The sequence below is a fragment of the Colwellia sp. MB02u-9 genome (assembly GCF_014077085.1).
GTDB lineage: Bacteria > Pseudomonadota > Gammaproteobacteria > Enterobacterales > Alteromonadaceae > Cognaticolwellia.
In genome coordinates, this window is record NZ_JACGVF010000100.1 from 250,113 (window position 1) to 274,101 (window position 23,989).

Genomic DNA, 23,989 nt, shown 5'->3' on the forward strand with positions numbered 1-23,989 from the left:
GAATTTTCGCTCTCATACGCCGATAATAATTTACGATGATTTGCGTACAAGTTCCTTACGTTATATATAACAAAATTGCTTGTTATATCGCTTCGAGTACATACTATAATTATAGTTCAAACTTTATTTATTTGAATATAAAAACAAAATAACCTATAAAAGCTTAGATATAAATTTAAACCCACCAAAACAAACAATTAGTACACTAACTAAAAGTCAATGGTCAACACAAACATTTAACAGCTTCGGATTGAGTTTTATCTGACAAAGCTATGGGTTAAAAGTCATAGCGGCAGTGACTAATATGTTCAGTAGCAATGTCATTTTATTAAACTTAACACGCCAGTGTGTTAGTGATGAATAATCAGGCTATAACGGGAATAGCTTTATTTACCTTGTTCAGTGACTCGCCTGATTATTGTTGATATATGGCGTGGCGTTTAGCCACTAGGCATTGACGCGAAACCGTATTCGATTTTCACGTAATTCAACCAGAGCAAAACAATCATGGGCAAAAAATCGAGGGGATAGTAAGGTAGCTTTAAATTGTAAATTTATCCTAAGTTTGCTGTGCATTGTGGGCACTTAGACGCTTTAATATTGATAACTGAATAACAAAATTGGCAATTTTTAGTTGCCTTGTCTACTTGCTTTGACTCTGCGTCTTTTATACGATTAATGCCCTTAACTAAGATGAAGGCAAACCAAGACACGATAATAAAACTGAAGACACTATTAATAAACAAACCATAACTGAGCGTTACCGCACCGTCTTTATTGGCAAGTACTAAGGTGAGATATGGACCACCCTGCACACCATTTTTTAGCACAAAAAACAAATCGGCCAGATCAACGCCGCTGGTAAATAAACCTATGGTTGGCGCAATAACATTAGCCACTAAACTACTGGTAATGGTAGCAAAAGCGCCGCCTACGACAATACCAATAGCTATATCTAGCACATTGCCTTTCAAAGCAAAGGCTTTATATTCCGCAAATATTTTCTTCATATTGCCTCAGTTTTAATGCTTAACTGTCGTTATATCAATAGTGATATCAATAGTTAACCGTTAAACATTCACTTTGTCTGCTTTTTCTTCGGCATAGCAAAGTTCGCGTAAATTGTGGTTGCTGTGCCCGCAATAAGAGACAACATAGCGACACCAAACATGGCATTATTTTTAGCTTCAAAAGCCAAAAGATATAAGCCTAATGCAACAAAGCACAAACCTACGGAAATAAAAGCTTTTGGGTGTAGCGTTATCAACCGAGATGATAGTGCATATTTTGCTGCTTTAGGTTTAGCATGAGCAGCTGTTTTTCGTTTATGTTTATTTGTCGGCATTACCAACTCCTTAGGTTAACACCCGCAAATGCGAGGCTTTAATAGTATAAATCAATTAAGTTCACGCGAAAGAATCATGAGCAGTGACCTTATTGATATCACCACACAATACTCATCTGATGCTTGCTAGCAAAATACTGCTATTAACGAGTGAAATATAGTGGCTTAAATATAAACCAAGCATGAGAGAAACTCGACTTTTTTTATCCTTTTAAAGCACTTATAGGCGTAAATTACACCCACCGGCAATCGCTGATAAATTGTTGGCTATAAGGTTAGTGATTTGAGGTTAGTGAAGTGAGGTATTTATTGTGCTCCTAACATTCATCAGGATTTAAGAGAGTCACTGACTATTTGAATCTAAGAGCGGAGCTAAACAATGAATACACTAATAGCAATTTCATTAATTAGGTGGTCTACTTTATACGCAGGAAAAATGGCCAAATATAAGGCATTTATTTTAATCACTAGTTGTTCTAATTATTAAATAAATAACGCAGTAGTGGGTTATTTTAACCAGTAAAAATGATCAGATAATTAATGAGATTGGTATAATAGTGTTTAATTTGATGACTCATGCTAATGCTTTTAGCCTAGGGCTAACATGACATTATTAACTAAACAAAGAAGAGTATTGGGTTGGTAAGCCGTCGAATAGGTGTCGACTGTGCGACACCTATTATTATGGCTTATGTCTTATGTCTTATGTCTTATGGGTTATGCTTTTGTAGTCGCTCTTAGCATCCAAGCTGTTTTTTCATGTATACGCATACGGTCAGAAACTAGCGATGCCGTTGATTCATCATCAGCACTTTGGGCAATTTTTAAGACTTTACGGCAAGTTTTAATCACTTGTTCGTGACCTTTAGTGAGCAATTCAACCATCTCAGCTGAGCTTGGCACTCCGTCTACTTCTTTAACCGAGCTAAGTTTTGCAAACTCTTTATAAGTACCAGGTGCTGGCACATCAAGTGTTCTAATACGTTCAGCAATATCATCGACAGCAATGGCCAATTCTGTGTAATGCTCTTCAAACATTAAATGTAATTCACGAAATTGTAGGCCAGTTACATTCCAATGAAAGTTATGTGTTTGTAAATATAGCGTGTAAGAGTCTGCTAAAAGCTGCTTTAAACCATCTGAAATTTCTGTTCTATTTTCTTTATTTATACCAATATTTATATCTGTCATTTTATTTCCTCATGTTGAACATAGTGAAAATCATACCTACGCCGACTAAACGGCGAAAGATAGCTGGCTATAATTGCGAAAAACGGCCACTAGCCAACTGTTTAGCGCCCGCTTGAGTAAATTACATTGTGCCATTCATACGGTTTGGTTTAGCTTATTAACAAAATGTTTAACAGCCTTTTCAGCCACTAATACATCAAAGCCATTTTTACAGTCCAAGTGGACAAAACCACCATAGTGTATACCTAAATATTCAAATGTATCTGTAAAAGAATTCATAAAAGAATGGTCTATCACTTCACTGCTTGAAGTCGACACGATATAACCTACTTTACTTTTTAATGCACGCCTTTGATCTTTTAAGGCTTGTACAGACAACAAATCAGACATTCTATCAATGAATATTTTCATTTGAGCGCTCATAGCAAACCAATATACCGGTGAGGCAAAAACTATATTTTCATATTTCAATAACCTATCCATAAGGGGTAAAAAATCATCCCCACAATTTTTATGATTATAATCAAAAGGTGAAATATTCTTTAATGCTAAATCTACAACCTCAATACGTAATTGACCCGCAATTAGATCAATTAATTTCCCTGTATTGCCATCCCGTCTCGAACTACCTATTAGCGCAATAGTTTTATTCATGCTCAAACCTGCTGACAATATAGACAGAAAAACCCCTCATAAAGCTAACTTACAAGCTTGTGGGTTAGTTAATAACTAGCGCGGTAATTAGTCGATTAAACAACTAAAGAACTATGTTAGCGACAATAACGATAACATAGTTTTTATTGCTTTAGATACCGCATCAATCCTTTGTATTAAACGCAGACATCAATAACGACAGGTTATTTCAAGGCTTAGCACTTATTTTTATTCCCATAATAACGCTGTTGAAAATTGTGCTACTGAGTTTATTTTTACTACAAATAAAGGTCTGGCAAGCGCAGAATCAATACCGTAATAGTCAGCGCTAAAGATTAATCTACTACCTGTTTACTGGCGGTAGTTATCAAAAAAACGCCTAATTTTACTGGTTGATTCAAGCCAGTAGAGGGTTGGATGTTGCTCAATTAATTGTCGATGCCTGAGTTAAGTTTAGTTGTTTTTTCAACTTCGCAAAAAGCAATAAAACCATTACAATGCGTTCATTTACAATCGTAATACAGGCTATTTAATTGAAACTCAGTAAAAGATTACAGCATATTGAGCAAATGGTAACCGCGGATTATACCCACATTTGGGATTGCTGCTGTGATCACGGCTTTTTAGGGGCAAGTTTATTGTCTCGACAAGCGGGCCAAAATATACATTTTGTTGATATAGTGCCTGAGCTAATAACAGCAATAGAAAGTAAGCTACAAGAGTTTTTCCCATATTCGATTTCAGCGTGGCAAACACATTGTCTTGATGTCGCCAAGTTACCCTTGCAACAATACCAAGGCAAACACTTAGTCATCATTGCGGGTATTGGCGGTGACTTAATGATCCAATTCATTGATGCTATTCAGCAAAAACATCCCGACATGAAGATTGATTTTTTGCTCTGTCCGGTCAACCAACAATTTGCACTACGTGAAAAATTAATCGCGCTAAAGTTCAGTTTGAAAAATGAAGTGTTAGTTAAAGATAATCGCCGCTACTATGAAGTGATATTGGTTTCATCAACAAGCGATACTCATAAAGAAATTAGCCCTGTAGGTCATGACATTTGGCAATCAGTTAGCGCTGAACAAGCAAGTGTCGTGAAACAGTATTTAGATAAAACACTCAAGCATTACAAGCGAGTTCAACAAGGAAGCACAGTAGATATTGCTCATATCATTAGTGCTTATAATAGCAAAACCTAACACCCCTATTTTAGTGCTTTAACAGCTTGAGCCCAGTGGAAAAAGCGAATGGTCATTTCTCCTGTGCATCATCGCTGGCATGGTCATTGAAATAAGCTTGTTTATATAAAAACCATTCACTTTTACCCTAAAGCTAGACCCTATAGATATAGCGTCTATAAATACAGAATAAAACCCATACCTAACACTTTAAAAACCACCCTTTCTTGGTCAAAGACCGGTTCCAACAATCAGGTATTTAAGGTTAAACCCCGCAAAATCAAAGCTCTCGAATAGTTCAGATATGTGCTTTGGTCTTTTAATACTGTCAATTTCAATTTATAATGCACTGATTGTTCAGAGTGAATCGTACACATTTTTGAAAAAATTAGTGGGGGACTTTTTAGTGGGAGACTTTAATGGCAAGTAAATTTACCGACACAGAAAATAATGCCGACAGGGCGCCAAATAGAAAAAATTTGCTGGCCTTTTTTCGAGGTACTTACTCCCCTTGGCTGATATTTTTATTAAGTTTGTCTGTAACCTATATTGCTTGGTCGCTCACTAACAAATCTCATCAACGTCATACTCAAGACTTATTCACCTTTGAGGTCGCCCAAACCCTTCAAGCGATCGAACAACGTATGCGAGGATATGAGCAAGTCCTGCGCGGCGGTATAGGATTATTTAAAGCCAGTACTCATGTCAGTCGTCAAGAATTTCATGATTATGTCACCAAGTTAGAAGTTGATAAACGTTGGCCTGGCATTCAAGGTATTGGTTATGCTGTTATGTTGAAGCCAAAAGAAAAAGACATATTTGTCAATGCACTGAGGCTAGAAGGCTTTAATGAATTTAATGTTTTTCCAGCAGGTCTGCGTGAACAATACAGTAGCATTCTCTATCTTGAGCCATTCACAGCTAGAAATCAGCGCGCCTTTGGATACGATATGTACTCAGAAAAGTCTCGTCATATCGCCATGGACATTGCTCGCGATAATGGTAATGTCGCACTTTCCGCTAAGGTTAAGCTGGTTCAGGAAAGTGACCATGATTTGCAGAATGGATTTCTCATGTATCTCCCTTTATATCAAAACGGAGCAGCCATTGAAAACATAGCCCAGCGCCAAAAAGAACTCATCGGCTATGTATACAGCCCATTTCGCATGGATGATCTGATTGAAGGCATTCTCTTAAGTGCTAAAAATTACCAAATAAATTTTTCAATATATGACGGAGATTCACAAGCGATAGAAGATCTCCTTTACAGCCCCAAAATTAAGCCAGACTCTGTCTCTAATCCTGATATAAAAGCATTTACACCGCGTTTTTCTGTTGTTAAAACCATTGAGTTTCCAGGCCGAAATTGGACTCTACACTTTCGCAGCACCTACGTTTTTGAAAGTATTCTTAAAAACAACTTAGCTACATTAATCGGTTTTACTGGCACAACTTTATCGCTACTTTTACTGTTTGTACTGCTAAATATTGCCCGTAGCAGTACAAAAGCCCGCGAGGCAAGCGCGGAATCAAAAGTATTGATCGACCGATTAAAAGCAGGCGCTTCAGCTGGAATTGTCGGAATTTATGATTGGGATGTTAAAAATAACATTTTGAATTGGGACTCTGTCATGTACAGATTATATGATATAGACAAGTCAAACGTTGAAAATTTACAACAGGCATGGTTTTCCAGAATACATATAGACGACCAAGCGTATGTTGACGGTGAAATACAGGCGGCGCTTAGAAATGAGCGAGAATATAGCCTCGAATTTCGTGTTTTGTGGCCAGATAACTCAGTGCATTATATTAAAGCGGTCTCAAAAACCTCTTTTGACCATGCTGGTAGAGCGATTCGAATTGTTGGCGTAAATTATGACATTACTGAGCAAAAAAACCTGCAAATACGTCTTAATAAGCAAGCCTCGTATGATCAGTTAACCCAGCTTCCTAATCGTCGTTTGATCAATGACAGATTAAAACAAGCGATAGCTTTTACTGATCGCAATGAAAAAAATATGGCTATTCTTTTTATTGATTTAGACGACTTTAAACAAATAAATGATAGCTATGGCCATCATGTTGGTGATTGGTTATTAATTGAAGTATCCAACCGTATTCAAGCTTGTTTGCGCACTACCGACACCGTTGGACGTTTAGGTGGGGATGAGTTTGTAGTGATTCTCCCTACTATTTATCAGCACGCCGAGGACGTAGCCAATAAAATACGAATAACTTTGGAAAATGATTTTGTCATGGATAATGATGAGCTGCTGACTATTTCCTCAAGTATTGGTGTGGCAATTTATCCTCAGCATGCAACAGAGCAAGCTCTGTTGATGGAGTGCGCCGATAAGGCAATGTATGAGGCAAAGAAAAGAGGACGGAATAAAGTAATGATTTTTGGAGATTTTTAAAGCTTGAAAAATCAAACAATTGAAAACCAAACAACAAATTTTTCTTTGCTGCGCGACAAAATAATGAACACAGCCCAGTATGCCTGCGTTCAAAGATTTTATCACTGAGTTCATCTTCACTGTATAAAAAGGTGCGGCGAACGCCGCCTGAAATACAGTATTTATTAAGTGTATCTATTAAACGGATGAGTTGTTTTCTGGCTATAAGCATCAAGAAATTATTTGCTGTCACCAGTACAATAATGCTAATAGAGCGGCTAATAACTTTCAATAAACTTGTGATATTCAAGTTTATTGAAAGTCGCCAATAACTCAATATCCTCACCTGCTTACTCTATTATTACTGTTGATCTTTACCTTGGTTATTAACAACAAGGCCGATATCTAAGTCATTGTTTATACCGAGATGGACTCACAGTTCAGTAATATGGATGATACTCATCTGAACATCTACATGTAGTAAGTAGGCGTCAAACACATCTAGTACTTTCGACTCGTTGTGCCGGCTTTTCAGGCGCTGTTTTCAGGAGTTGTGGGGAATAATTAGGGCATCTATCTGCTAGTTATTTTCGCTAATAAATTTTGGCAGGAAATGTTCGACAAACTGGCAGTATTCAATGCTCTGTTCTAAAGTATAAGTGAGAAAGGAGAATGATATTTTTACTCAGGTCGTGTGAGTCGGTGTTTATATCAAGGCAGTTCCTTTTGTAGGGTCTTGCATAAAACGTATCTCAAAACAGTTTTAACGTCTCACAAGATCGACTTTAGCTTATAGAAGATATTGGCCAAACAGGAGAAAACTGTCATGTACAAAACTATTACAGCAAAATATAAAGATAAAGATGCCCTTACAAATGTCGCTGATGAACTGGTGAATAAAGATATCCCCAGGGAGAATTTTTTTATCGATGAAAAAATTTCACAGATCAAGGTAATGATGCCAGAGAGTGCAAAACAGGAAATAATGGATATTCTAAATCGTCATGGACCTACTGAAGTTCACTAGGCGATTAACAGGTTAAAGCTGTCACGCAGTGTAGTGACTAACAGCAGATACAGAGCAAAGGAACTGGCATAATAATCTGCGATGGGATAGCTCAATTAGAAATTTTAAAACAGGTGAATAGCCTGTTTTTTTTGACTTAGGTAGAAAAAACTGATCAATAAGTAAGCTATATGATAATAACTAGGAACTGTATAAAACAGCTAACTATTGAGCGACCTAGCTAATTTTCTTGTTAGCGCTTTTTAATACCCCTGATAAAACTAATATGGAAATAACTACAGTAATATCAATCGCTATATGAAAACCAAAATTGAGATATTACGTACCTTATCCAGGAACCAATGATTGAATAAAGAGACTATCTGGATTACATTTGATCAGCAGCTACTTTTAGCAAATTACGCCATATTCCAAGAATACTTTCTCTCTGTTGTGTTCATAGTTCAATTACTGATCATTCATCCATGAAATCTCCAACATTAATTAAATGACTAACAACTGAATAAGAGGAGATGTCCCTTTTATTCTAAAAAAGAGCCCTCTTATTTATTCTATATATTTAACCAAACCTTTGCAGCGATGACCATGGCTAACTTACAGCTAAACTGCAGCTTTCGTTTTAAAAAAACAATGAAAACCCCCTCTTCCAAACTTAAAAAAAACACTACAACATTTTGTAATAACAGCAATAGCTTGGTTGATTTTACGCCACCCAGTTAACACAGCACACACTTATCAGGCCTATTAATTTACTTATATACAGGTACGGCTAATGAGTGCATTTTGTTGCTTAATTTCACTAGCGTTGTTGTCGGTTACTGCGATCGCCAAATCTATTTTAGCTGTAGTGCATTGCTCAGATAGTGCTTTATTCATGAGATAAGTTTGATCTTTTTGTTGCTGGGTTAGCCCTTCAGCGCCGCTGTATTGATCTCTGTCTTCAGGGTTTCTATCTTTTTGGTACGGGGGTGGTTGAGTTGTGCCGCATGCTGTTAAGAAAACGAGCAGCGATAATGGTATTAATTTATTGAACATTGTTGAAACTCCCTGCGCAAATAGCGCTGTATCCTTGTGCCTATGGCACTATATTTCTTTGTGCTTAAAGCACTCTATTATGGATAAATTTTAGTAAACTCAGCACAATATTTCTTATTTAGCTAATGTTAATATCTCATAGTATCAGTTATTTAGAAAACGTTAATAGACACATTTTTAGCAACAATGATATATCAACGAAATCTTTGGGCGAACCGTTATTTTCAACTCAGACTAAGTTAACTCGAGCTAAGCTATATTCACTCAAGTAAGTTAACTCAAGCTATATTAACTCAACTTAGGTTAACTCAAGTCAAATCAAGTTATTAAGCCTCAATACCCCAGCCATCGTTGAAGCCTTCAAATTTTGTTGCTAGCAGCTCAAACTCAGCTTCTTGCGCGACAATAGCGTCATAACTTGGTGTCATGGTTACTGTGCAGTTTAAATCCCACACATTGGGTAACTCGTCGGGTTCTAGCGTTACCACCATGTCTGGCGCTTTTTCAGCTAAATGCTCGATCATAGCTTGCGCTTGTATTTCTTTTTCAAATAAGTGGAAAAATACTACTGGGTGCATTTCATTTAAGTTAATGCCAGCCGCTTGCATTTCAGTTAATACTTGGCCTGTTTCATCGTCGGGGAAGGTCATATCAGATACAATTTATTAAAAACAATGCCTTATTATATACCCAAAGCCATTCAAGATGCTCGTTTGGCTGATAATTAAAAGCTATTTAGGCAAGACAATTATTTTTAGCGCTGGTTGTATAAACGTTGCGCTAGCAAAAATAATTAACGCCGCTTAAATAGCCTTTTAAGCGACGGGTGAGATGATCATTAACACTAATTGAGCGTATTCACTAGCGTGCAAATATTTTGCTGACAAGCGAGTTGGCTTTGCGGATTTACCGTTGGGCAAGTGTTCATAGTAATACGCTGCGTGGCTATTTTTTTAAGCTGTGATGCTCCTATAAGATTACTGGCTAACTTGCAGTCGATATTTTTGAATTTAACGGTAACGACTTGGCACTGTGCTAACGTTATGCAAGTTAAGTTGTTGATCAATGCTTTTTCAAATTTATTCATAATGTTAGCGTCAGTTTCTGGTTTAGCAACATCGGTCATACTTTGACGTAAAAGCGGTTTTTTTTGCTGTAGCTGAGTCTGTTGCGCCAATGGGTACTTAGGTGGCATGGTCGCTTTTTCATTTTCCGACAGAAAATAGCCCAAGCCGAGTAGAATGACCATGGAACAGGTCAGGGTAAATAATGTAATAACTAGCCACTTAATCGTCATGTAAGCTGCTCCTTTAAGTTAACAATTTGGCTTATATTTTTGCCACGAGGATAATCGCGCAACATGCTATCAACCGCTTTACTAATTTTTTCCTGCATTTCGCGGCTATTATCTTGAGGTTTAAAACCTAACGGATAGATACTGCGCCAGACTGAACGTTGATTTTCTGGGTCGATAATATCGATAATCAAACTACCGGGGTCTAGCTTTTTTTCTAACTCTAGGCGCGTGTTTTTGCCTGCTCTTAAACAATAACCACAATATTTCACCTGCTGATCATATTTTTTAAGTTCGGCAAAATTGTTATCAAGCACGTGATAAGCAATAAGTATATCGGCCTTGATAAAAGTTTTATAACGAAAGCCATTTTCGTTAAAGCCTTGCTCAATAGCCAGTTCAATGGTGTTTCGGATAGTGTCGTTGAGGTTTTGTAAATCACCAAAGGCGGAGTTACGACCATAAGTGCTATAGCTTTCAACGGCCGAAAAATCAAAGCCATCACGAAATGACGTGGTAGCACTGTTCATAGATGAACAAGCAACAAGGTTGATTATTAACGCCAAGCAGCTAAGTAATCTAATATTTGTCATGTTAGCTTCAAACAATAAATAATCCCCTAGATTACCAAGCTAGTTGTAAATTACAACTTTTCCTATGATATCGCTCACCTTTAACATCGACATATATCAAGGTGTTAATCTCGCAAGGCCTTGTTCTTAAAAAGATTAAAGTCATCATGGCAATGCAAGAGCAATGATCGAGATGGCTAGAAAAGACCATGTGAACTTAACATTGCCTACATAGATGTCAGTACTTATTTGTTCTGGAAATAAAACTGACGGTACTTACTGTCGATAAAAAAACCAGTAACAACTACTGGCTTCTTAACAACAGGTTAATTTGATAGGGTTTACTTAACCGTAACCTTAGCAAATTTACGTTTACCGACTTGGTATATGGCCGTTGAGCCAACACTGATCATCAGCTTATTGTCGACAACTTTCTCGCCTTCAATTTTCGCCGCACCTTGCTTTATCATCCGCATAGCTTCAGAAGTACTGGCGACTAAACCGGCTTCTTTTAACAAGTTAGTAATGGCAATTTCACCATTTTGGGCCATCACGTCTATGTCTGATATGTCGTCAGGCACAGCACCTTTTTGAAAGCGATTAATAAATTCTTGATGAGCCGCTTCAGCTGCTGCCTTGTCATGAAAACGCTCAATTAGCTCTTTAGCTAAGTCAATTTTCACATCACGAGGATTAGAGCCTGCGGCAATATTTTCTTTATAACCATTAATCACATCAATCGGTTTAAAGCTAAGTAGCTCATAGTAGCGCCACATTAAATCATCAGAAATCGACATGATTTTACCAAACATATCATTCGGTGCGTCAGTAATACCAATATAATTATTTAACGACTTAGACATTTTTTGCACGCCGTCTAAGCCTTCAAGTAATGGCATCATAAGCACAGTTTGTGGACGTTGCCCTTCTGCCTTTTGCAGTTCACGGCCCATTAATAAATTAAATTTCTGGTCGGTACCACCTAATTCAACATCAGCCTCTAAAGCCACTGAGTCCCAACCTTGCACTAAAGGATACATAAACTCATGAATGGCAATGGCTTGGCCGCCGTTATAACGTTTTTTAAAATCGTCGCGTTCCATCATACGCGCAACGGTTTGGCGTGAAGCTAGCTTTAACATACCTGCCGCGCCAAGTTTTTCCATCCACGTTGAGTTAAAGGCAACCGTGGTTTTCGCTGGGTCTAGAATTTTAAATACTTGTTCTTTATACGTTTCAGCGTTTGCTAAAACATCTTCTTTCGTTAAGGCCTTGCGCGTAACATTTTTACCGGTGGGATCACCAATCATGCCAGTAAAGTCACCAATTAAGAAAATAACCTCATGACCTAACTGTTGAAACTGCCGTAACTTATTTATCAATACAGTATGACCCAAATGTAAATCTGGTGCTGTTGGATCAAAACCAGCCTTAATTTTTAACGGTTTTCCTAGTTTTAACTTGGCCAACAATTCATCTTCTAGCAGAATTTCTTCTGCACCGCGTTTTATTTCTGCAAACGCTTGGCTTACATCTGACATGACTAGGCTCCACAGGGGTGTATATACACTTTCCACTTCAAGGTGCGGGTATATAACAAATAAATTAATTAATTGTCGAATTCTACTGTAATTTTAACTGTGGTGAAAACCCTATCATTGTTTAGCACGATATTATTTTGTTATAATAAAAAACAGTTGTCGCATTAAAACTCAATTTATAGGCCTTATCTTTTTGAAAAATATAAAAAATTTATATTTTGCCCTGCCAAAACAGCATCAAATAATTATTACTGCATGTGCTGTTGTAGTGTTATTTTTATTAATCATGCCGTTAAAGAGCAGTGATCAAGCAACGTTGAGTAACGATGTCGAATTTAAAGTGGGCCAGCGCTATCAAGTCGCTATACCCGAGCAGACAGGTTATGTTGATCCGCCCGTTAGTATTCAATTACCCGTTCAACCCATCGACGCGTTACAAATTACACAAGAGCCTATCAGGGATCTGCCGAGTAATATTGAAGAAGACGCGGCACAATTGCAGTGGCAATCGGTCAAGGTAAAAAATGGCGACTCGCTAGCAAAAATATTTAAACGCAATAGCTTAGATGCTACCACCACTTACAAAGTGATCACCGCCGAAGGTGAAGGTAGTAAATTGCTGAAAAAACTCAGTGTTGACGACATCATGCGCATAGGTAAAGACGGTGAAGGTAACTTAGTCTCACTTGAGTATCCGTTATCAAAAAATGAGACCTTATTCGTTAATTTACAAAATCAGCAATATCACGCTTATAAAGAGAGCAAAAGTGTTGAGATACGTGAAGCTATTGCCCATGGCGTGATTAAAGCAAATTTTTGGCTTGCTGCTGCCTCTGCGGGTCTAAATGATGGGCAGATTATCAACTTAGCAAATGTTTTCGGCTGGGATATTGATTTTGCTTTGGATATTCGTGCAGGCGATAGCTTTAATGTGGTTTATGAAAACCAATATGTTGAAGGTGAGTTTATTGGCACTGGCAACATAGTCGCAGCAGAATTTATTAATCAAGGTGAGACTTTTCAAGCCATTCGCTACACTAACGGCGAGTATTACTCTGCAGAAGGCAGAAGTATGCGCCAAGCCTTCTTGCGAGCGCCGGTCAGCTTTAAATATATTAGTTCTAATTTTAAACTCAAACGTTTCCATCCAGTACAAAAACGTTGGAAGGCCCACCGTGGCACCGACTATGCGGCTAAAACAGGTACACCAGTTGTTGCCGCAGGTGATGGTAAGGTCGTACAAGCGGGTTACGACAAGTACAATGGCCACCACGTATTTCTACAGCATGGCAACGGTATTGAAACCAAATATATTCACTTTTCAAAACGGGCCGTTAAAAAAGGCGAACGCGTCAAACAAGGACAGGTCATTGGTTATGTCGGTTCTACCGGCTTAGCAGCAGGACCACATTTGCATTATGAATTTTTACTTAATGGTGTACATCGCAATCCTAGAACGGTGAAACTGCCAGACGCTGAACCTATTAGCAGTAAATATAGACAAGCATTTGACGTGATCGCGAAACAGCGACTAGCAGAGCTTATGGGCTCACGACGTATAATGCTCAGTATGCAGTCAAGCGCGGAATAATATGAACAACAAAATGCGATATATTGGTCTAATGTCAGGCACTAGCGCCGATGGCATTGATCTCGCGTTAGTCGAATTTGATGGTGAACAACCAGAACAAGCCAATGGCGCAAGTTTACTTGCAAGCTATTATCAGGCTTACGATAACAACACCCAACAAAAAATAATGAGTTTATATAACACTAGCGCTAATGAAATTGATCGCGCTGGTAGCCTTAATATCGAGTTAGCTCAGCAATTTTCTCAAGCCATTATAAAATTTTTACAGCAAGAAAAACTCTCTTCAGCAGATATCACCGCCATCGGTTGTCATGGGCAAACCATTCGACACCGCCCGGTGAAAACCTCACAGATAACCACACCTTTTACCCTGCAAATAGGCTGTTTACAAACCTTAGCATTATTGACCGGCATTCGCGTGGTTGGTGACTTTAGAACTAAAGATATTGCTCTAGGTGGCCAAGGAGCGCCATTAGTACCTGCTTTTCACCAAGCTATTTTTGGCTCAACTGAAAAAGACGTTTTTGTGGTCAATATTGGTGGTATTGCTAATATTACTTTTCTGCCAAAAAATGCCCCACATAAAACCACGGGTTTTGATACCGGTCCAGGCAATGCCTTAATGGATTATTGGTTTGAACTGCACCAGTCAGGACGCTATGACGCTAAAGGCCAGTGGGCCAATTCAGGTCAAGTCTGCCATAAATTACTGCAAGCAATGTTAAGTGAACCCTACTTCTCGCAAGCTGCCCCTAAAAGTACTGGTCGAGAGTATTTTAACGCCCAATGGTTAGCAAAATTTACCGACCAAAGTCGATTAAAACCTGCCGATATTCAAGCAACATTAACCGCCTTAACCGCCGAGACGATCGCACAAGAAATTAACCAACTAAGTACCAAGTCTGACGTATACCTTTGTGGTGGCGGCATTGAAAATAATTACTTAGTTTCATTATTAAATCAAAAGCTTAACAAGCATTCAGTAGTAAATACTCAAACCAAAAATATTAATAGTGATTCATTAGAGGCCATGGCATTTGCTTGGCTAGCCTTGGCATTTGATAAAAATATTTTTGGTAACATTCCCGCGGTAACAGGCGCTAACAAGCCGGCTGTTTTAGGTATCAGTGTTAAGCCTTAAAAATAACTAGATCTGAATATTTTTCTCTTTATAATAACTCGTTCCTGTCGAAAAAAAGTACGTTAACTGCAGAATATTTGAACTATTTTGACGATAGTTATTCTAATTAAATTGTAGCGTTTGCTTAATCGAATGCCCAATTCGATATTCGACAACAAACGAGGAGAAAACACAGTGGAATTTAAAGACCTACATATTGGTATGAAATGCGGTAGTAAAAAAGGTAGCGGCACGGTGACTTGGATTGATGGTTCAACCCGCACTATTTATTTGGCAAATACCGATCACAACGATAGTTTTGCCGTTGGCTTTGAAGAGATTATTGAAGATCCTCAAGCGCACAACAAAGAAGACATCTACTACTAAATTTTTTACTTTACTTACCTAATGATATACCTAATGATAAATTAGCTCCTGTGGGAGCTTTTTTATTGCCTGTGTTACATTACTAACACACTGTACTGTTATAGTTTATTGCTACCGTATATTGTTATACAGTGATCCATAAACTAAATTTTTCGGTATAACTATTATATAAAACCTAATATATCTAAGTGATTAATAACTTATTTAGACAAGCGTTAACTCAAGGAACAATGATGAATATTCTTATTACCGGAGGTAGCGGCCTGATAGGTCGAGCACTGATCCAGCACCTGAGTGCCGAACGCATTATTGTTTTAACCCGTAATCCTGCAAAAACCGCTAACATACTGCCTGATAATATTGAATTTATCAGTACACTTGGCGATATTGACTTTAATGAACTTGATGTGGTTATTAATTTAGCCGGTGAAGCCATTGTTGACAAAAGATGGTCAAAGGCACAAAAAAATACTATTTGCCAAAGTCGCTGGAAAATAACCCAAAAGCTAGTTGAAAAAATACAAGCAGCGACTAATCCGCCACATAGTTTAATTTCCGGCAGTGCTATCGGCTTTTATGGCCGCCAAGGCGCATTAGCGATAGATGAGAGCTACCAAGAGATACACGATGAGTTTAGTCACAAGGTTTGCCAAAAGTGGGAAGCAATAGCCCAAACTGCCGCGTCAGATAAAACCCGCGTTTGCATTATAAGAACCGGTATTGTCTTGGCTGAAAACGGTGGTGCGTTGCAAAAAATGTTACTGCCATTCAAATTTGGCCTTGGTGGACCTATTGCTAGCGGTGAGCAATTTATGTCATGGATACACATTGATGACATGGTTGCTGTTTTGTTAGCGGCAGTCTACCAAACTTCACTCACGGGTATTATCAATGCTACAGCGCCTATGCCAGTCAGTAATCAAGAGTTTTCAGAAACCTTAAGTGCCGTACTCAAACGCCCGTGTCTGTTCAGAGTTCCAGCTTTTGTATTACGTGCATTAATGGGCGAGTCAGCAGATTTAGTCCTATATGGCCAAAACGTTTTACCGAGCAAGCTACTCAATAATAACTTTAAGTTTCAATACCCTTCATTAGAGGTAGCACTAAAACAACTCTTAGTTAAGCCATAAAGTGACCTAAACTGGGTTGTAGCTCAAAAGAAAATTTTTCCACACAGTAAGTGCCTTGATATTGTCGACAGTGAAATTTTTCCTGAAAAAATTGTCGCTGGTAATATTGTCGCTGGTAATATTTCCCCTAAAAACACTTTCACTGGTGAGATTTTTACTCGCGAATGTGTTGACGGTAATACCATAGCTACAAGTACTTAGTCACTATTGAGTATGGCGTTATTTATGCTGATGCTTGCTACTTTTCTAACCTGATTTTAAACGACACTCACTAACAACCAAACAGATTATTTAATTGATCAATATATTGATTTGTATCAAAAAGCTTGCGAGTTCAACTTGAACGAACAGCACATTTTTACTATCGTGATAACCAATAACTTAATCGAACCGGGCTTAACCCATAGCCTTTGGTATAAAACAGAAATATCAAAAGTGGTGGCATAAGCGGGGATTACTTTCAGGAGAATAAAATGAAAAAACCTTTATACCTTGTTGCCGTCGATGGCAGTCAGTGGAGTTTACGAGCCGTTGAGCGAGCCATTGATTTAGCCAATAAAACTGGTGCTAAGGTAATGTTATTAATGGTAAAAGATTGGTCATATTTACAACCTGTACTACTTGAAGGTACCTCGCCAATCATAGTAGATCAAACAGCTGAAGAAAACGATACCAGAGCTAAAGTGTTAGCGCCATTAGTTGAAAAATACCACAATGTAAACGTAGAGATCACCACAGATCTTATTTGGGGTGATCCTGCCACCGTAATAAAAGAGCAAATTAAAGCATTACACGCGAATATGCTCTTTGTCGGCCGCCAAGGACGATCTCAGATTGTTGACATATTACTCGGCAGTGTGGCTAATAAATTAGCTCATCATGTCGGCATACCCATTGTGCTAGTGCCATAGTCAATGAGTGAGTTATACCAAGTTGATTAATTATCTGCTCATTTTTAATGCTTAAAATAAAAAAGCAGCACACTTAATTAGTCAAATGGGTGTTAAACAGTAATTTTTATATAACACTTTGGTTTTAAAACGGAAAAAGGTGAGCAGATGCTCACCTTTTTTATATTATTTACCCTATAACAACTGTTTTCTCAGAAGCTAGTTATTAATTAACTATGTGCTAAAACGGGATGTCATCATCAAAATCAATAGTTGGTTCTTGTGGATTCACTTTAGGTGCATTCTGTTGAGAGCCACCTTGTTGCTGCTGAAAACCACCAGAATGTTGCGGCGCAGCCTGTTGTTGGAAGCCACCGGACTGTTGTGAAGATGATTGCTGAGCTGGTTGCTGTTGAAAGCCACCACTTTGCTGTGCAGGTTTATTATAGGCTTGCTGAGGTGCAGCTTGCTGGTTAAAACCACCACTTTGTTGTTGTGGTTGTTGCTGTTGAAAGCCACCTGATTGTTGAGGAGCTTGCTGGTTAAAACCGCCTGCACTGGCTCCGCTACCGCCACGAGAATCTAACATTTGCAGCGTACCGTTAAAGCCTTGAACAACAATTTCAGTCGTGTATTGGTCTTGGCCTTGTTGGTTTTGCCACTTACGTGTTTGCAAAGCGCCTTCAATATAAACTTTAGAACCTTTCTTTAAATATTCACCAGCAATTTCAGCTAGTTTGCCAAACATCACCACACGGTGCCATTCAGTTTTTTCTTTTTGTTCACCCGTTTGCTTGTCTTTCCAAGTTTCAGAAGTTGCAATAGTAAGGTTAGCAACCCCTCCACCATTAGGCATATGACGCACTTCAGGGTCTTTCCCTAAGTTACCTAAAATTATTACTTTATTGACACCAGCCATGAACAAAATCCTATATTTGCAGTAAAGTATTACTTTACTAATTTAGTACTTTCCAAACGTCAACTCGCTCAGAATATTTATTTTTTATAACAATACCTAGATTCTAACACTACGAGTAAAAAATTACGCTAGGTTTGCACTATTTTTGTAAAATACTTTATTGCTAATACCCTAATAACGACCCACCAGAATATAACGGTTTTTCGCTAGTAAACTGGTCTCAGATAAAGTTTTTAAAGCACTTTGATTTTCATCGTAAAAATTCATGTAACCGCACTAACTGAGTGCAATTTTACTTTGCTTGCTCTTAACTCAGGGTGTTTTTATGAAAATCTAACTGAGGTTAATTAAAATAAAGACCGATATAAAAGTAATTGATAACGCTAATTATTCAATGAAATGCTCATTCATAATACTAATTGTTGGTGCTAATATCTTTTGTGATTTTTTAGTTTTATGGTCAAAATGCACCATTACAGCAGTACCTGATGCACATTTTTTATCTTGCTGCCAAGCTTCTTGATAGACGTCAAACGAGCTATTGCCAATGCGGCTAATATAGGTTTTTAATTCGACATCAGTGCCATATTGCAGCTCAGCATGAAACTCAACCGTCGTTTTAGCTAAAATTAATTTCCAATCTGTTAGGTTTAAATCAGGTGAGAACCATTTAAAAACTGGATCGCGTGCGCCCTCAAACCATTGTGCAACTACGGTATTATTAATGTGACCTAGCCCATCCGTTTCACAAAATCTTGGTCTTATACATTCTTTAATCATAATGACTCTCTACATTGCTTTGTTATATAAATAATTAACTATTTTAATTGCTGCTATCAACACTTGAGTAGATCGATAGCTCGGTATTGGGTGATTGTCATTTCATTAAGCCTAATACCAATTGAAAAACCAATTGAAGAACAAGGCTTAGTAAATGAACATTGCGACACATACTACAGAGATTTTTCAGCAAGGTAATTAAATTAGCGCTAGTTTGTTGTATGCTAAAGCCAGATGAGTAATAAGAAAATAGCCATGACAGACTTTATTGAAGTATACCCTAACGCACTCAGTCCCGAGTTTTGTAAAAAATTCATCCTCGATTTTGACAATAGCCCACACCAAGTGCCCGGCAGAACGGGTAACGGCGTTGATACCACTAAAAAGCTCAGCCACGATATTTATCTCGGTCAACATGCAGAGTTTCAACCGGCATTGCAAACAATTTTACAGGCCTGTAGCGAACAAATTACCGATTATATTGGCAAATATTTTTTTAGTTTAATTGGCGGTATATCGCTAACAGTACAACATCCTAAAACCAAGCAGGCCGTAGTATTGACTGTTGATAACTTTGAAGAAGTGGGCAAACCTAACTTATTTAACTTGATAAAGTATTTGTTTCACTTAGCCCCGGTTAACGCCCAACGTTATGAACAAGGTAAGGGTAATTATGGCTATTGGCACTCAGAAATATTTCCACAACCCGGTGAGAACAAAGCGCTGCATAGGGTATTACTGTTTTTAATTTATTTAAATGATGTTGAGGAAGGTGGTGAAACTGACTTTTATTACCAAAATAAAAGCATTAAGCCTAATGCCGGTAGTATGGTTATTGCGCCATGCGGTTTTACTCATACTCACCGAGGCAACATTCCTATTTCATCGAATAAATACGTCTTAACCTCTTGGGTGAGTTTTAATCCAGCCAAACAGATTTATACCCCAAGTTAGCAAAAAAATACCCGCCATTAGGCTTGTATCTTAACGGCTTTGTCAGAAAGAAGTCATTGCGGGACTTAGTGTAAGTCAGCAATTAAAGCTCTACGCCCTTAACGATAAATGATATCAGCTTGCTCAATTTCAGCCTTTATTAGTCACTTGCGCTAAAGTCAGCATTATCAATGCCACTTAGCTTCACATAATAAAAAAGCATAATGTGGTCATTATGCTTTTTAGTTACTGAGTGAAATTGTTAACAAAACTCAACATTCACCACTAAAGAAAGCGTTTGAGTAAGCGATCTATTTGTGTCATACGTAATTTTTTCAGTAGCTTACGAGGTTTATCAGGATAACTTTGTACACTCTCGATGTCGCTTGGTTTATCTATTTTTTTTGTGTGTTGGCTAATACGTTGAAATTCTGCAGTAAATTTATCTAATAATTGACCTTTTTCATCATCAAGCAAAATAGCATTTTCTAAATCTAACGCCCAGGCTCTTGGGTTTAGGTTACTGCCGGTTAACAAGTGATAGCGTTCATCAACCACTAAGCCCTTCAAATGAAAACTGTTATTGTCATGCTGCCATAACCTTAGCGATAACGTGCCATTATCCAAATATTTTTGACGTCGTGACAAGAAAGTTGCTAATAAACGTTCATAAATATAAGGCACAACCTCAACCGTGGAGAAGGTGGCTTCATCGGCATTATAAAAATCATTGGCTTTTTTATCACCCACAATAAAGCTGATTTTAACACCACGCTTTAGTGCGGCATCTAAATCTCTTAATAAAGGTTTAGGTAAATTAAAATAAGGGGTGAAAATAACTAAAGTATCGCGACTGCTGCGTACTAAGTCTCTAATAACACGATTAAGTTGATTGCCTCTGCGACCGCAACCAACAAACATAGACGTTTGAATATCATCAGCTTTATAGTCGCGTTGATCGGCACTAAATGGACGATATGTTGATGACTTTAATAATCGAGTTAAACGAAGAATATTGCGTTTTACTATTTTGCTGTCTGGCAACTCGCCGTGGTTTAATCGTGGTGCCAAACTTGAGTCAATAAAGTAATCTTGCAGGTACTGGCAAAAATTATCCGCTAGCGCTTGGCTGTCTAAGCGATAATAGCGGTCGAGACGATAACGCCCCGCTTGTTGTAAGTACACATCATTAATACTCGCTCCGGTGTACAGCAGCACGTTATCGATCACCATGCCTTTTAAATGTAAAACGCCAAGTAATTCCTTACGTTTAACCGGTACACCGTAAATATTAATCGATACTTGATGTTGCTGTTCAAGTGCTAAATAGAGATCACGATTACCACCAGACTCTTTTTCACCGATCAAACCGCGTTGTGCGCGATGAAAATCAACAAACAAACAAATATCTAATGTTGGGGTCTGCTGTTTTGCTTGATATAAAGCGGCCAGCACTTCTCTGCCTGCTGCATCGTCTTGAATATAAAGCGCAGAAATATAAATACGTGACTTTGCTTGAACAATTTCAGCCAAGAGCATTTGCTTAAAATCAGCAGCGCAATGGGCAATATCTATATCGGTATTTGCGATCCCAACGTTAGAATTAACGATAACCATATTAGCGGTTGCCCGCTTGAGTAGTAGCTAAATTAAGTGTTTTATTATGATTCATTCAATCTAAGTATTATTTTCAAAGTAAACTAGCCTGATTGTACCGCAAGATCCTCTACGAGTTGAAACATATTAATGCCTGTATGTGCAACACGTTGACTTGATGGTGATAAATTGTCGATATTTACAGCAATATCGAGCAGGTTTAATGTTCACAACCACACTAACAAGAAGTAGGTTGTGAACATAGAGCCAGGCTATATTTTATTTTATAAACTGAGCGATAGCCTGTGTAGCAGAGTCATCAGCCGTTTTAAAAACCGTTTGATTAGATTTTAGCGGCCAATTCTGCTGCTTGTCTAATGGCCTGTTTTGCATCAAGTTCAGCCGCAATCTTAGCACCACCAATTAAATGTGCCGTCACGCCTTGTGCTTGCAACTCTTGGTAAAGACCACGTTCAGATTCTTGCCCTGCACAAATAATGATATGGTCTACTGTTAGCGTTTGCTGTTCACCATCAACAGAAATAACTAAACCTTCATCATTAATCTCTTGATAAGTAACGCCCGCTAACATTTTCACGCCATTTTTTTTCAAAGTAGAGCGATGGATCCAACCGGAAGTTTTACCTAAACCGCCGCCCACTTTACTGGTTTTACGTTGAAGTAAATAAACTTCACGAGCAGGGGTTTCTTGAACAGGTTTGCCGGATAAGCCACCATTTTCTTGATACTCTTTATCGATACCCCAGCTTTTTAACCATTTGTCAGGGTTTGTCGTCAACGATTCTTCTTCGACTAAAAATTCAGCGACATCAAACCCAATACCCCCGGCGCCAATAATGGCAACACGCTTACCTATCGGTTCTTTATCGCGTAATACTTGAATATAAGATTTAACTTTCTCATGTTCAATGCCTTTAATGTCAAGCGCTCTGGGTACAATGCCTGTTGCTAGCACTATTTCGTCAAAGCCGGCCGCAATTAACTGTTCTGCGCTTTGTTCTTGATTTAGATTTAAGCCAATGCCTAACAGCTCAATTTGCTTGTTAAAATAACGTAAGGTTTCAAAAAACTCTTCTTTACCTGGTATTTGCTTGGCGTAGTTAAACTGGCCACCAATTTCACTGCCCCGATCAAATATCTCTACACTGTGACCACGTTGAGCGGCATAAACACTAAATGCTAAACCTGCAGGCCCTGAGCCAACCACAGCAATTTTTTTCTTGGCGGTAGTTTTTTCAAAGGTCAATTCAGTTTCATAACAGGCTGTTGGGTTGACCAGACATGACGCACGTTGCTGATTAAACACGTGGTCTAAACACGCTTGGTTACAACCAATGCAGGTATTAATTTCATCACTTTTATTGGCCGCGGCTTTAGCAACAAAATTTTCGTCGGCTAAAAATGGTCGCGCCATTGACACCATATCAGCTTGGCCTGTCGACAATATTTTTTCTGCCACTTCAGGAGTATTAATACGATTTGTGGTAATTAAAGGCACCTTGATCTCTTTTTTCATTCGCTCGGTGATCCAAGTAAATGCGGCGCGTGGCACTGAGGTTGTAATAGTAGGAACACGTGCTTCGTGCCAACCAATACCCGTATTAATTAAAGTCGCGCCTGCTGCCTCAACCGCTTTAGCCATAGTAACAACATCTTGCCAACTATTGCCGCCATCAACTAAGTCGAGCATAGATAAACGAAATATAATAATGAAATCATCGCCAGCGCTTGCTCGCACCGCACGAATAGTTTCAATCGCTAAACGCATTCTGTTTTCAATGCTGCCACCCCATTCATCGGTGCGTTTATTGACTTTTACACAGCTAAATTGGTTAATCAGGTAGCCTTCAGAACCCATAATTTCAACACCGTCATAGCCCGCTCTTTTTGCGAGTTTTGCCGAATAAGCGAAGTCTTTAATCGTGCCTTTGATTTGGCGTACTGACATAGCTTTTGGGGTGAAAGGGTTAATCGGCGACTTTACTTTACTGGCTGAAACACTAAACGGGTGATATGAATATCTGCCGGCATGTAATAACTGCAAACAAATTTTTGTTGGGTATTGATGCACAGCTGTGGTAATTTTTTTGTGTTTACCCACGTGCCAAAATCTACTTAACTCACAACCAAAAGGGGTTAAGCGACCTCGAGTGTTAGGACTAATACCACCGGTAACAATCAAGCCAACACCGCCTTTTGCGCGTGCTTGATAAAATGCTGCGAGTTTATCAAAACCGCCCTTTTCTTCTTCAAGGCCAGTATGCATTGAGCCCATTAATGTTCGGTTAGCTAAGGAGGTAAAGCCTAAATCTAATGGCGCTAATAAGTGTGGAAAGGCAGCATTATTATTCATAGTAAGTCACTTTTGTGGTTGTCATAT

The 23,989-nt window shown here is 38.4% G+C and carries 22 protein-coding genes; 9 read left to right on the plus strand and 13 right to left on the minus strand.

Annotation, left to right across the window (positions count from 1 at the left end):
• Positions 1 to 554: 554 nt before the first annotated feature.
• The 4 genes from mscL to H4J65_RS17270 form a co-directional block, all read right to left on the minus strand.
• Complete coding sequence (mscL, locus tag H4J65_RS17255; RefSeq protein WP_182198929.1) at positions 555 to 1,010, minus strand: large conductance mechanosensitive channel protein MscL; 456 nt, start codon at positions 1,008 to 1,010, stop codon at positions 555 to 557.
• A 68-nt stretch (positions 1,011 to 1,078) separates the two neighbouring features.
• Positions 1,079 to 1,345 carry a hypothetical protein gene (locus tag H4J65_RS17260; protein WP_182135916.1) on the minus strand — a complete coding sequence of 89 codons (267 nt, stop codon included), beginning with the start codon at positions 1,343 to 1,345 and terminating at the stop codon, positions 1,079 to 1,081.
• A gap of 717 nt (positions 1,346 to 2,062) precedes the next feature.
• Positions 2,063 to 2,536 (minus strand): Dps family protein, encoded by a 474-nt coding sequence (locus tag H4J65_RS17265; protein WP_182135917.1) that lies wholly within the window; start codon positions 2,534 to 2,536, stop codon positions 2,063 to 2,065.
• A 135-nt stretch (positions 2,537 to 2,671) separates the two neighbouring features.
• Positions 2,672 to 3,190 carry a flavodoxin family protein gene (locus H4J65_RS17270; protein ID WP_182184297.1) on the minus strand — a complete coding sequence of 173 codons (519 nt, stop codon included), beginning with the start codon at positions 3,188 to 3,190 and terminating at the stop codon, positions 2,672 to 2,674.
• A 533-nt stretch (positions 3,191 to 3,723) separates the two neighbouring features.
• Here H4J65_RS17270 and H4J65_RS17275 point away from each other — a divergent pair.
• The 3 genes from H4J65_RS17275 (at position 3,724) to H4J65_RS17285 (ending at position 7,800) form a co-directional block, all read left to right on the plus strand.
• Positions 3,724 to 4,395: a tRNA (adenine(22)-N(1))-methyltransferase TrmK gene (locus H4J65_RS17275; RefSeq protein ID WP_182198930.1), complete on the plus strand. Its 672-nt coding sequence runs from the start codon at positions 3,724 to 3,726 to the stop codon at positions 4,393 to 4,395.
• 398 nt (positions 4,396 to 4,793) lie between these two features.
• Positions 4,794 to 6,794 (plus strand): CHASE domain-containing protein, encoded by a 2,001-nt coding sequence (locus tag H4J65_RS17280; RefSeq protein WP_182198931.1) that lies wholly within the window; start codon positions 4,794 to 4,796, stop codon positions 6,792 to 6,794.
• Positions 6,795 to 7,599: 805 nt separating this feature from the next.
• The gene (locus tag H4J65_RS17285) at positions 7,600 to 7,800 is read left to right on the plus strand and encodes a hypothetical protein (protein WP_182135922.1); all 201 of its coding nucleotides are present in this window, start codon (positions 7,600 to 7,602) and stop codon (positions 7,798 to 7,800) included.
• Between the two features lie 753 nt (positions 7,801 to 8,553).
• Here the strand turns inward: H4J65_RS17285 and H4J65_RS17290 are convergent.
• From H4J65_RS17290 to tyrS, 5 genes are all read right to left on the minus strand, one after another.
• Complete coding sequence (locus H4J65_RS17290; RefSeq protein WP_182135923.1) at positions 8,554 to 8,835, minus strand: hypothetical protein; 282 nt, start codon at positions 8,833 to 8,835, stop codon at positions 8,554 to 8,556.
• 326 nt (positions 8,836 to 9,161) lie between these two features.
• A complete protein-coding gene (locus tag H4J65_RS17295) occupies positions 9,162 to 9,485 on the minus strand; it encodes a ribonuclease E inhibitor RraB (protein ID WP_182135924.1) in 324 nt (107 codons plus the stop codon).
• Positions 9,486 to 9,679: 194 nt separating this feature from the next.
• Positions 9,680 to 10,132, minus strand: coding sequence for a hypothetical protein (locus H4J65_RS17300; protein ID WP_182198932.1), 453 nt, complete (start codon positions 10,130 to 10,132; stop codon positions 9,680 to 9,682).
• Positions 10,129 to 10,722: a DUF4136 domain-containing protein gene (locus H4J65_RS17305; protein ID WP_182184301.1), complete on the minus strand. Its 594-nt coding sequence runs from the start codon at positions 10,720 to 10,722 to the stop codon at positions 10,129 to 10,131. The genes H4J65_RS17300 and H4J65_RS17305 overlap by 4 nt, the downstream gene beginning before the upstream one ends.
• A 320-nt stretch (positions 10,723 to 11,042) precedes the next feature.
• The gene (tyrS, locus tag H4J65_RS17310; protein ID WP_182184302.1) at positions 11,043 to 12,242 is read right to left on the minus strand and encodes a tyrosine--tRNA ligase; all 1,200 of its coding nucleotides are present in this window, start codon (positions 12,240 to 12,242) and stop codon (positions 11,043 to 11,045) included.
• 193 nt (positions 12,243 to 12,435) lie between these two features.
• Here tyrS and H4J65_RS17315 point away from each other — a divergent pair, with 193 nt between their 5' ends.
• The 5 genes from H4J65_RS17315 to H4J65_RS17335 all read left to right on the plus strand — a co-directional run bounded on the left by H4J65_RS17315 (position 12,436) and on the right by H4J65_RS17335 (position 17,381).
• Positions 12,436 to 13,833: an OapA family protein gene (locus tag H4J65_RS17315; RefSeq protein WP_220460906.1), complete on the plus strand. Its 1,398-nt coding sequence runs from the start codon at positions 12,436 to 12,438 to the stop codon at positions 13,831 to 13,833.
• A gap of 1 nt (position 13,834) precedes the next feature.
• On the plus strand, positions 13,835 to 14,974 hold the full coding sequence (locus H4J65_RS17320) for an anhydro-N-acetylmuramic acid kinase (RefSeq protein WP_182198933.1): 1,140 nt from the start codon (positions 13,835 to 13,837) through the stop codon (positions 14,972 to 14,974).
• Positions 14,975 to 15,148: 174 nt separating this feature from the next.
• Positions 15,149 to 15,340, plus strand: coding sequence for a hypothetical protein (locus H4J65_RS17325; RefSeq protein WP_182198934.1), 192 nt, complete (start codon positions 15,149 to 15,151; stop codon positions 15,338 to 15,340).
• A 233-nt stretch (positions 15,341 to 15,573) separates the two neighbouring features.
• Entirely contained in the window at positions 15,574 to 16,470 is an 897-nt protein-coding gene (locus H4J65_RS17330) for a TIGR01777 family oxidoreductase (RefSeq protein WP_182198935.1), read from the plus strand.
• Between the two features lie 473 nt (positions 16,471 to 16,943).
• Positions 16,944 to 17,381 carry a universal stress protein gene (locus tag H4J65_RS17335; RefSeq protein WP_182198936.1) on the plus strand — a complete coding sequence of 146 codons (438 nt, stop codon included), beginning with the start codon at positions 16,944 to 16,946 and terminating at the stop codon, positions 17,379 to 17,381.
• 220 nt (positions 17,382 to 17,601) lie between these two features.
• Here H4J65_RS17335 and ssb read toward each other — a convergent pair whose 3' ends face one another.
• Together ssb and H4J65_RS17345 are read right to left on the minus strand one after the other, a co-directional pair.
• Positions 17,602 to 18,279, minus strand: a complete 678-nt coding sequence (ssb, locus tag H4J65_RS17340; RefSeq protein ID WP_259367646.1) for a single-stranded DNA-binding protein — start codon at positions 18,277 to 18,279, stop codon at positions 17,602 to 17,604.
• Between the two features lie 387 nt (positions 18,280 to 18,666).
• Positions 18,667 to 19,059 carry a thioesterase family protein gene (locus H4J65_RS17345; RefSeq protein WP_182135933.1) on the minus strand — a complete coding sequence of 131 codons (393 nt, stop codon included), beginning with the start codon at positions 19,057 to 19,059 and terminating at the stop codon, positions 18,667 to 18,669.
• 255 nt (positions 19,060 to 19,314) lie between these two features.
• Here H4J65_RS17345 and H4J65_RS17350 point away from each other — a divergent pair, with 255 nt between their 5' ends.
• Positions 19,315 to 20,013 carry a 2OG-Fe(II) oxygenase gene (locus tag H4J65_RS17350; RefSeq protein ID WP_182198938.1) on the plus strand — a complete coding sequence of 233 codons (699 nt, stop codon included), beginning with the start codon at positions 19,315 to 19,317 and terminating at the stop codon, positions 20,011 to 20,013.
• Between the two features lie 264 nt (positions 20,014 to 20,277).
• On the opposite strand, the gene pssA is transcribed toward H4J65_RS17350, so the two are convergent.
• Positions 20,278 to 21,609 carry a CDP-diacylglycerol--serine O-phosphatidyltransferase gene (gene pssA, locus H4J65_RS17355; protein WP_182135935.1) on the minus strand — a complete coding sequence of 444 codons (1,332 nt, stop codon included), beginning with the start codon at positions 21,607 to 21,609 and terminating at the stop codon, positions 20,278 to 20,280.
• Between the two features lie 322 nt (positions 21,610 to 21,931).
• Positions 21,932 to 23,962: an NADPH-dependent 2,4-dienoyl-CoA reductase gene (locus H4J65_RS17360; RefSeq protein ID WP_182184305.1), complete on the minus strand. Its 2,031-nt coding sequence runs from the start codon at positions 23,960 to 23,962 to the stop codon at positions 21,932 to 21,934.
• Positions 23,963 to 23,989: the final 27 nt, after the last annotated feature.

Coding starts and splice junctions, on each gene's coding strand:
- mscL (WP_182198929.1), bottom strand. CDS start 1,010: ATGAAGAAAATATTTGCGGAATATAAAGCCTTTGCTTTGAAAGGCAAT.
- H4J65_RS17260 (WP_182135916.1), bottom strand. CDS start 1,345: ATGCCGACAAATAAACATAAACGAAAAACAGCTGCTCATGCTAAACCT.
- H4J65_RS17265 (WP_182135917.1), bottom strand. CDS start 2,536: ATGACAGATATAAATATTGGTATAAATAAAGAAAATAGAACAGAAATT.
- H4J65_RS17270 (WP_182184297.1), bottom strand. CDS start 3,190: ATGAATAAAACTATTGCGCTAATAGGTAGTTCGAGACGGGATGGCAAT.
- H4J65_RS17280 (WP_182198931.1), top strand. CDS start 4,794: ATGGCAAGTAAATTTACCGACACAGAAAATAATGCCGACAGGGCGCCA.
- H4J65_RS17285 (WP_182135922.1), top strand. CDS start 7,600: ATGTACAAAACTATTACAGCAAAATATAAAGATAAAGATGCCCTTACA.
- H4J65_RS17290 (WP_182135923.1), bottom strand. CDS start 8,835: ATGTTCAATAAATTAATACCATTATCGCTGCTCGTTTTCTTAACAGCA.
- H4J65_RS17295 (WP_182135924.1), bottom strand. CDS start 9,485: ATGACCTTCCCCGACGATGAAACAGGCCAAGTATTAACTGAAATGCAA.
- H4J65_RS17300 (WP_182198932.1), bottom strand. CDS start 10,132: ATGACGATTAAGTGGCTAGTTATTACATTATTTACCCTGACCTGTTCC.
- H4J65_RS17305 (WP_182184301.1), bottom strand. CDS start 10,722: ATGACAAATATTAGATTACTTAGCTGCTTGGCGTTAATAATCAACCTT.
- tyrS (WP_182184302.1), bottom strand. CDS start 12,242: ATGTCAGATGTAAGCCAAGCGTTTGCAGAAATAAAACGCGGTGCAGAA.
- H4J65_RS17320 (WP_182198933.1), top strand. CDS start 13,835: ATGAACAACAAAATGCGATATATTGGTCTAATGTCAGGCACTAGCGCC.
- H4J65_RS17330 (WP_182198935.1), top strand. CDS start 15,574: ATGAATATTCTTATTACCGGAGGTAGCGGCCTGATAGGTCGAGCACTG.
- H4J65_RS17335 (WP_182198936.1), top strand. CDS start 16,944: ATGAAAAAACCTTTATACCTTGTTGCCGTCGATGGCAGTCAGTGGAGT.
- ssb (WP_259367646.1), bottom strand. CDS start 18,279: ATGGCTGGTGTCAATAAAGTAATAATTTTAGGTAACTTAGGGAAAGAC.
- H4J65_RS17345 (WP_182135933.1), bottom strand. CDS start 19,059: ATGATTAAAGAATGTATAAGACCAAGATTTTGTGAAACGGATGGGCTA.
- H4J65_RS17350 (WP_182198938.1), top strand. CDS start 19,315: ATGACAGACTTTATTGAAGTATACCCTAACGCACTCAGTCCCGAGTTT.
- pssA (WP_182135935.1), bottom strand. CDS start 21,609: ATGGTTATCGTTAATTCTAACGTTGGGATCGCAAATACCGATATAGAT.
- H4J65_RS17360 (WP_182184305.1), bottom strand. CDS start 23,962: ATGAATAATAATGCTGCCTTTCCACACTTATTAGCGCCATTAGATTTA.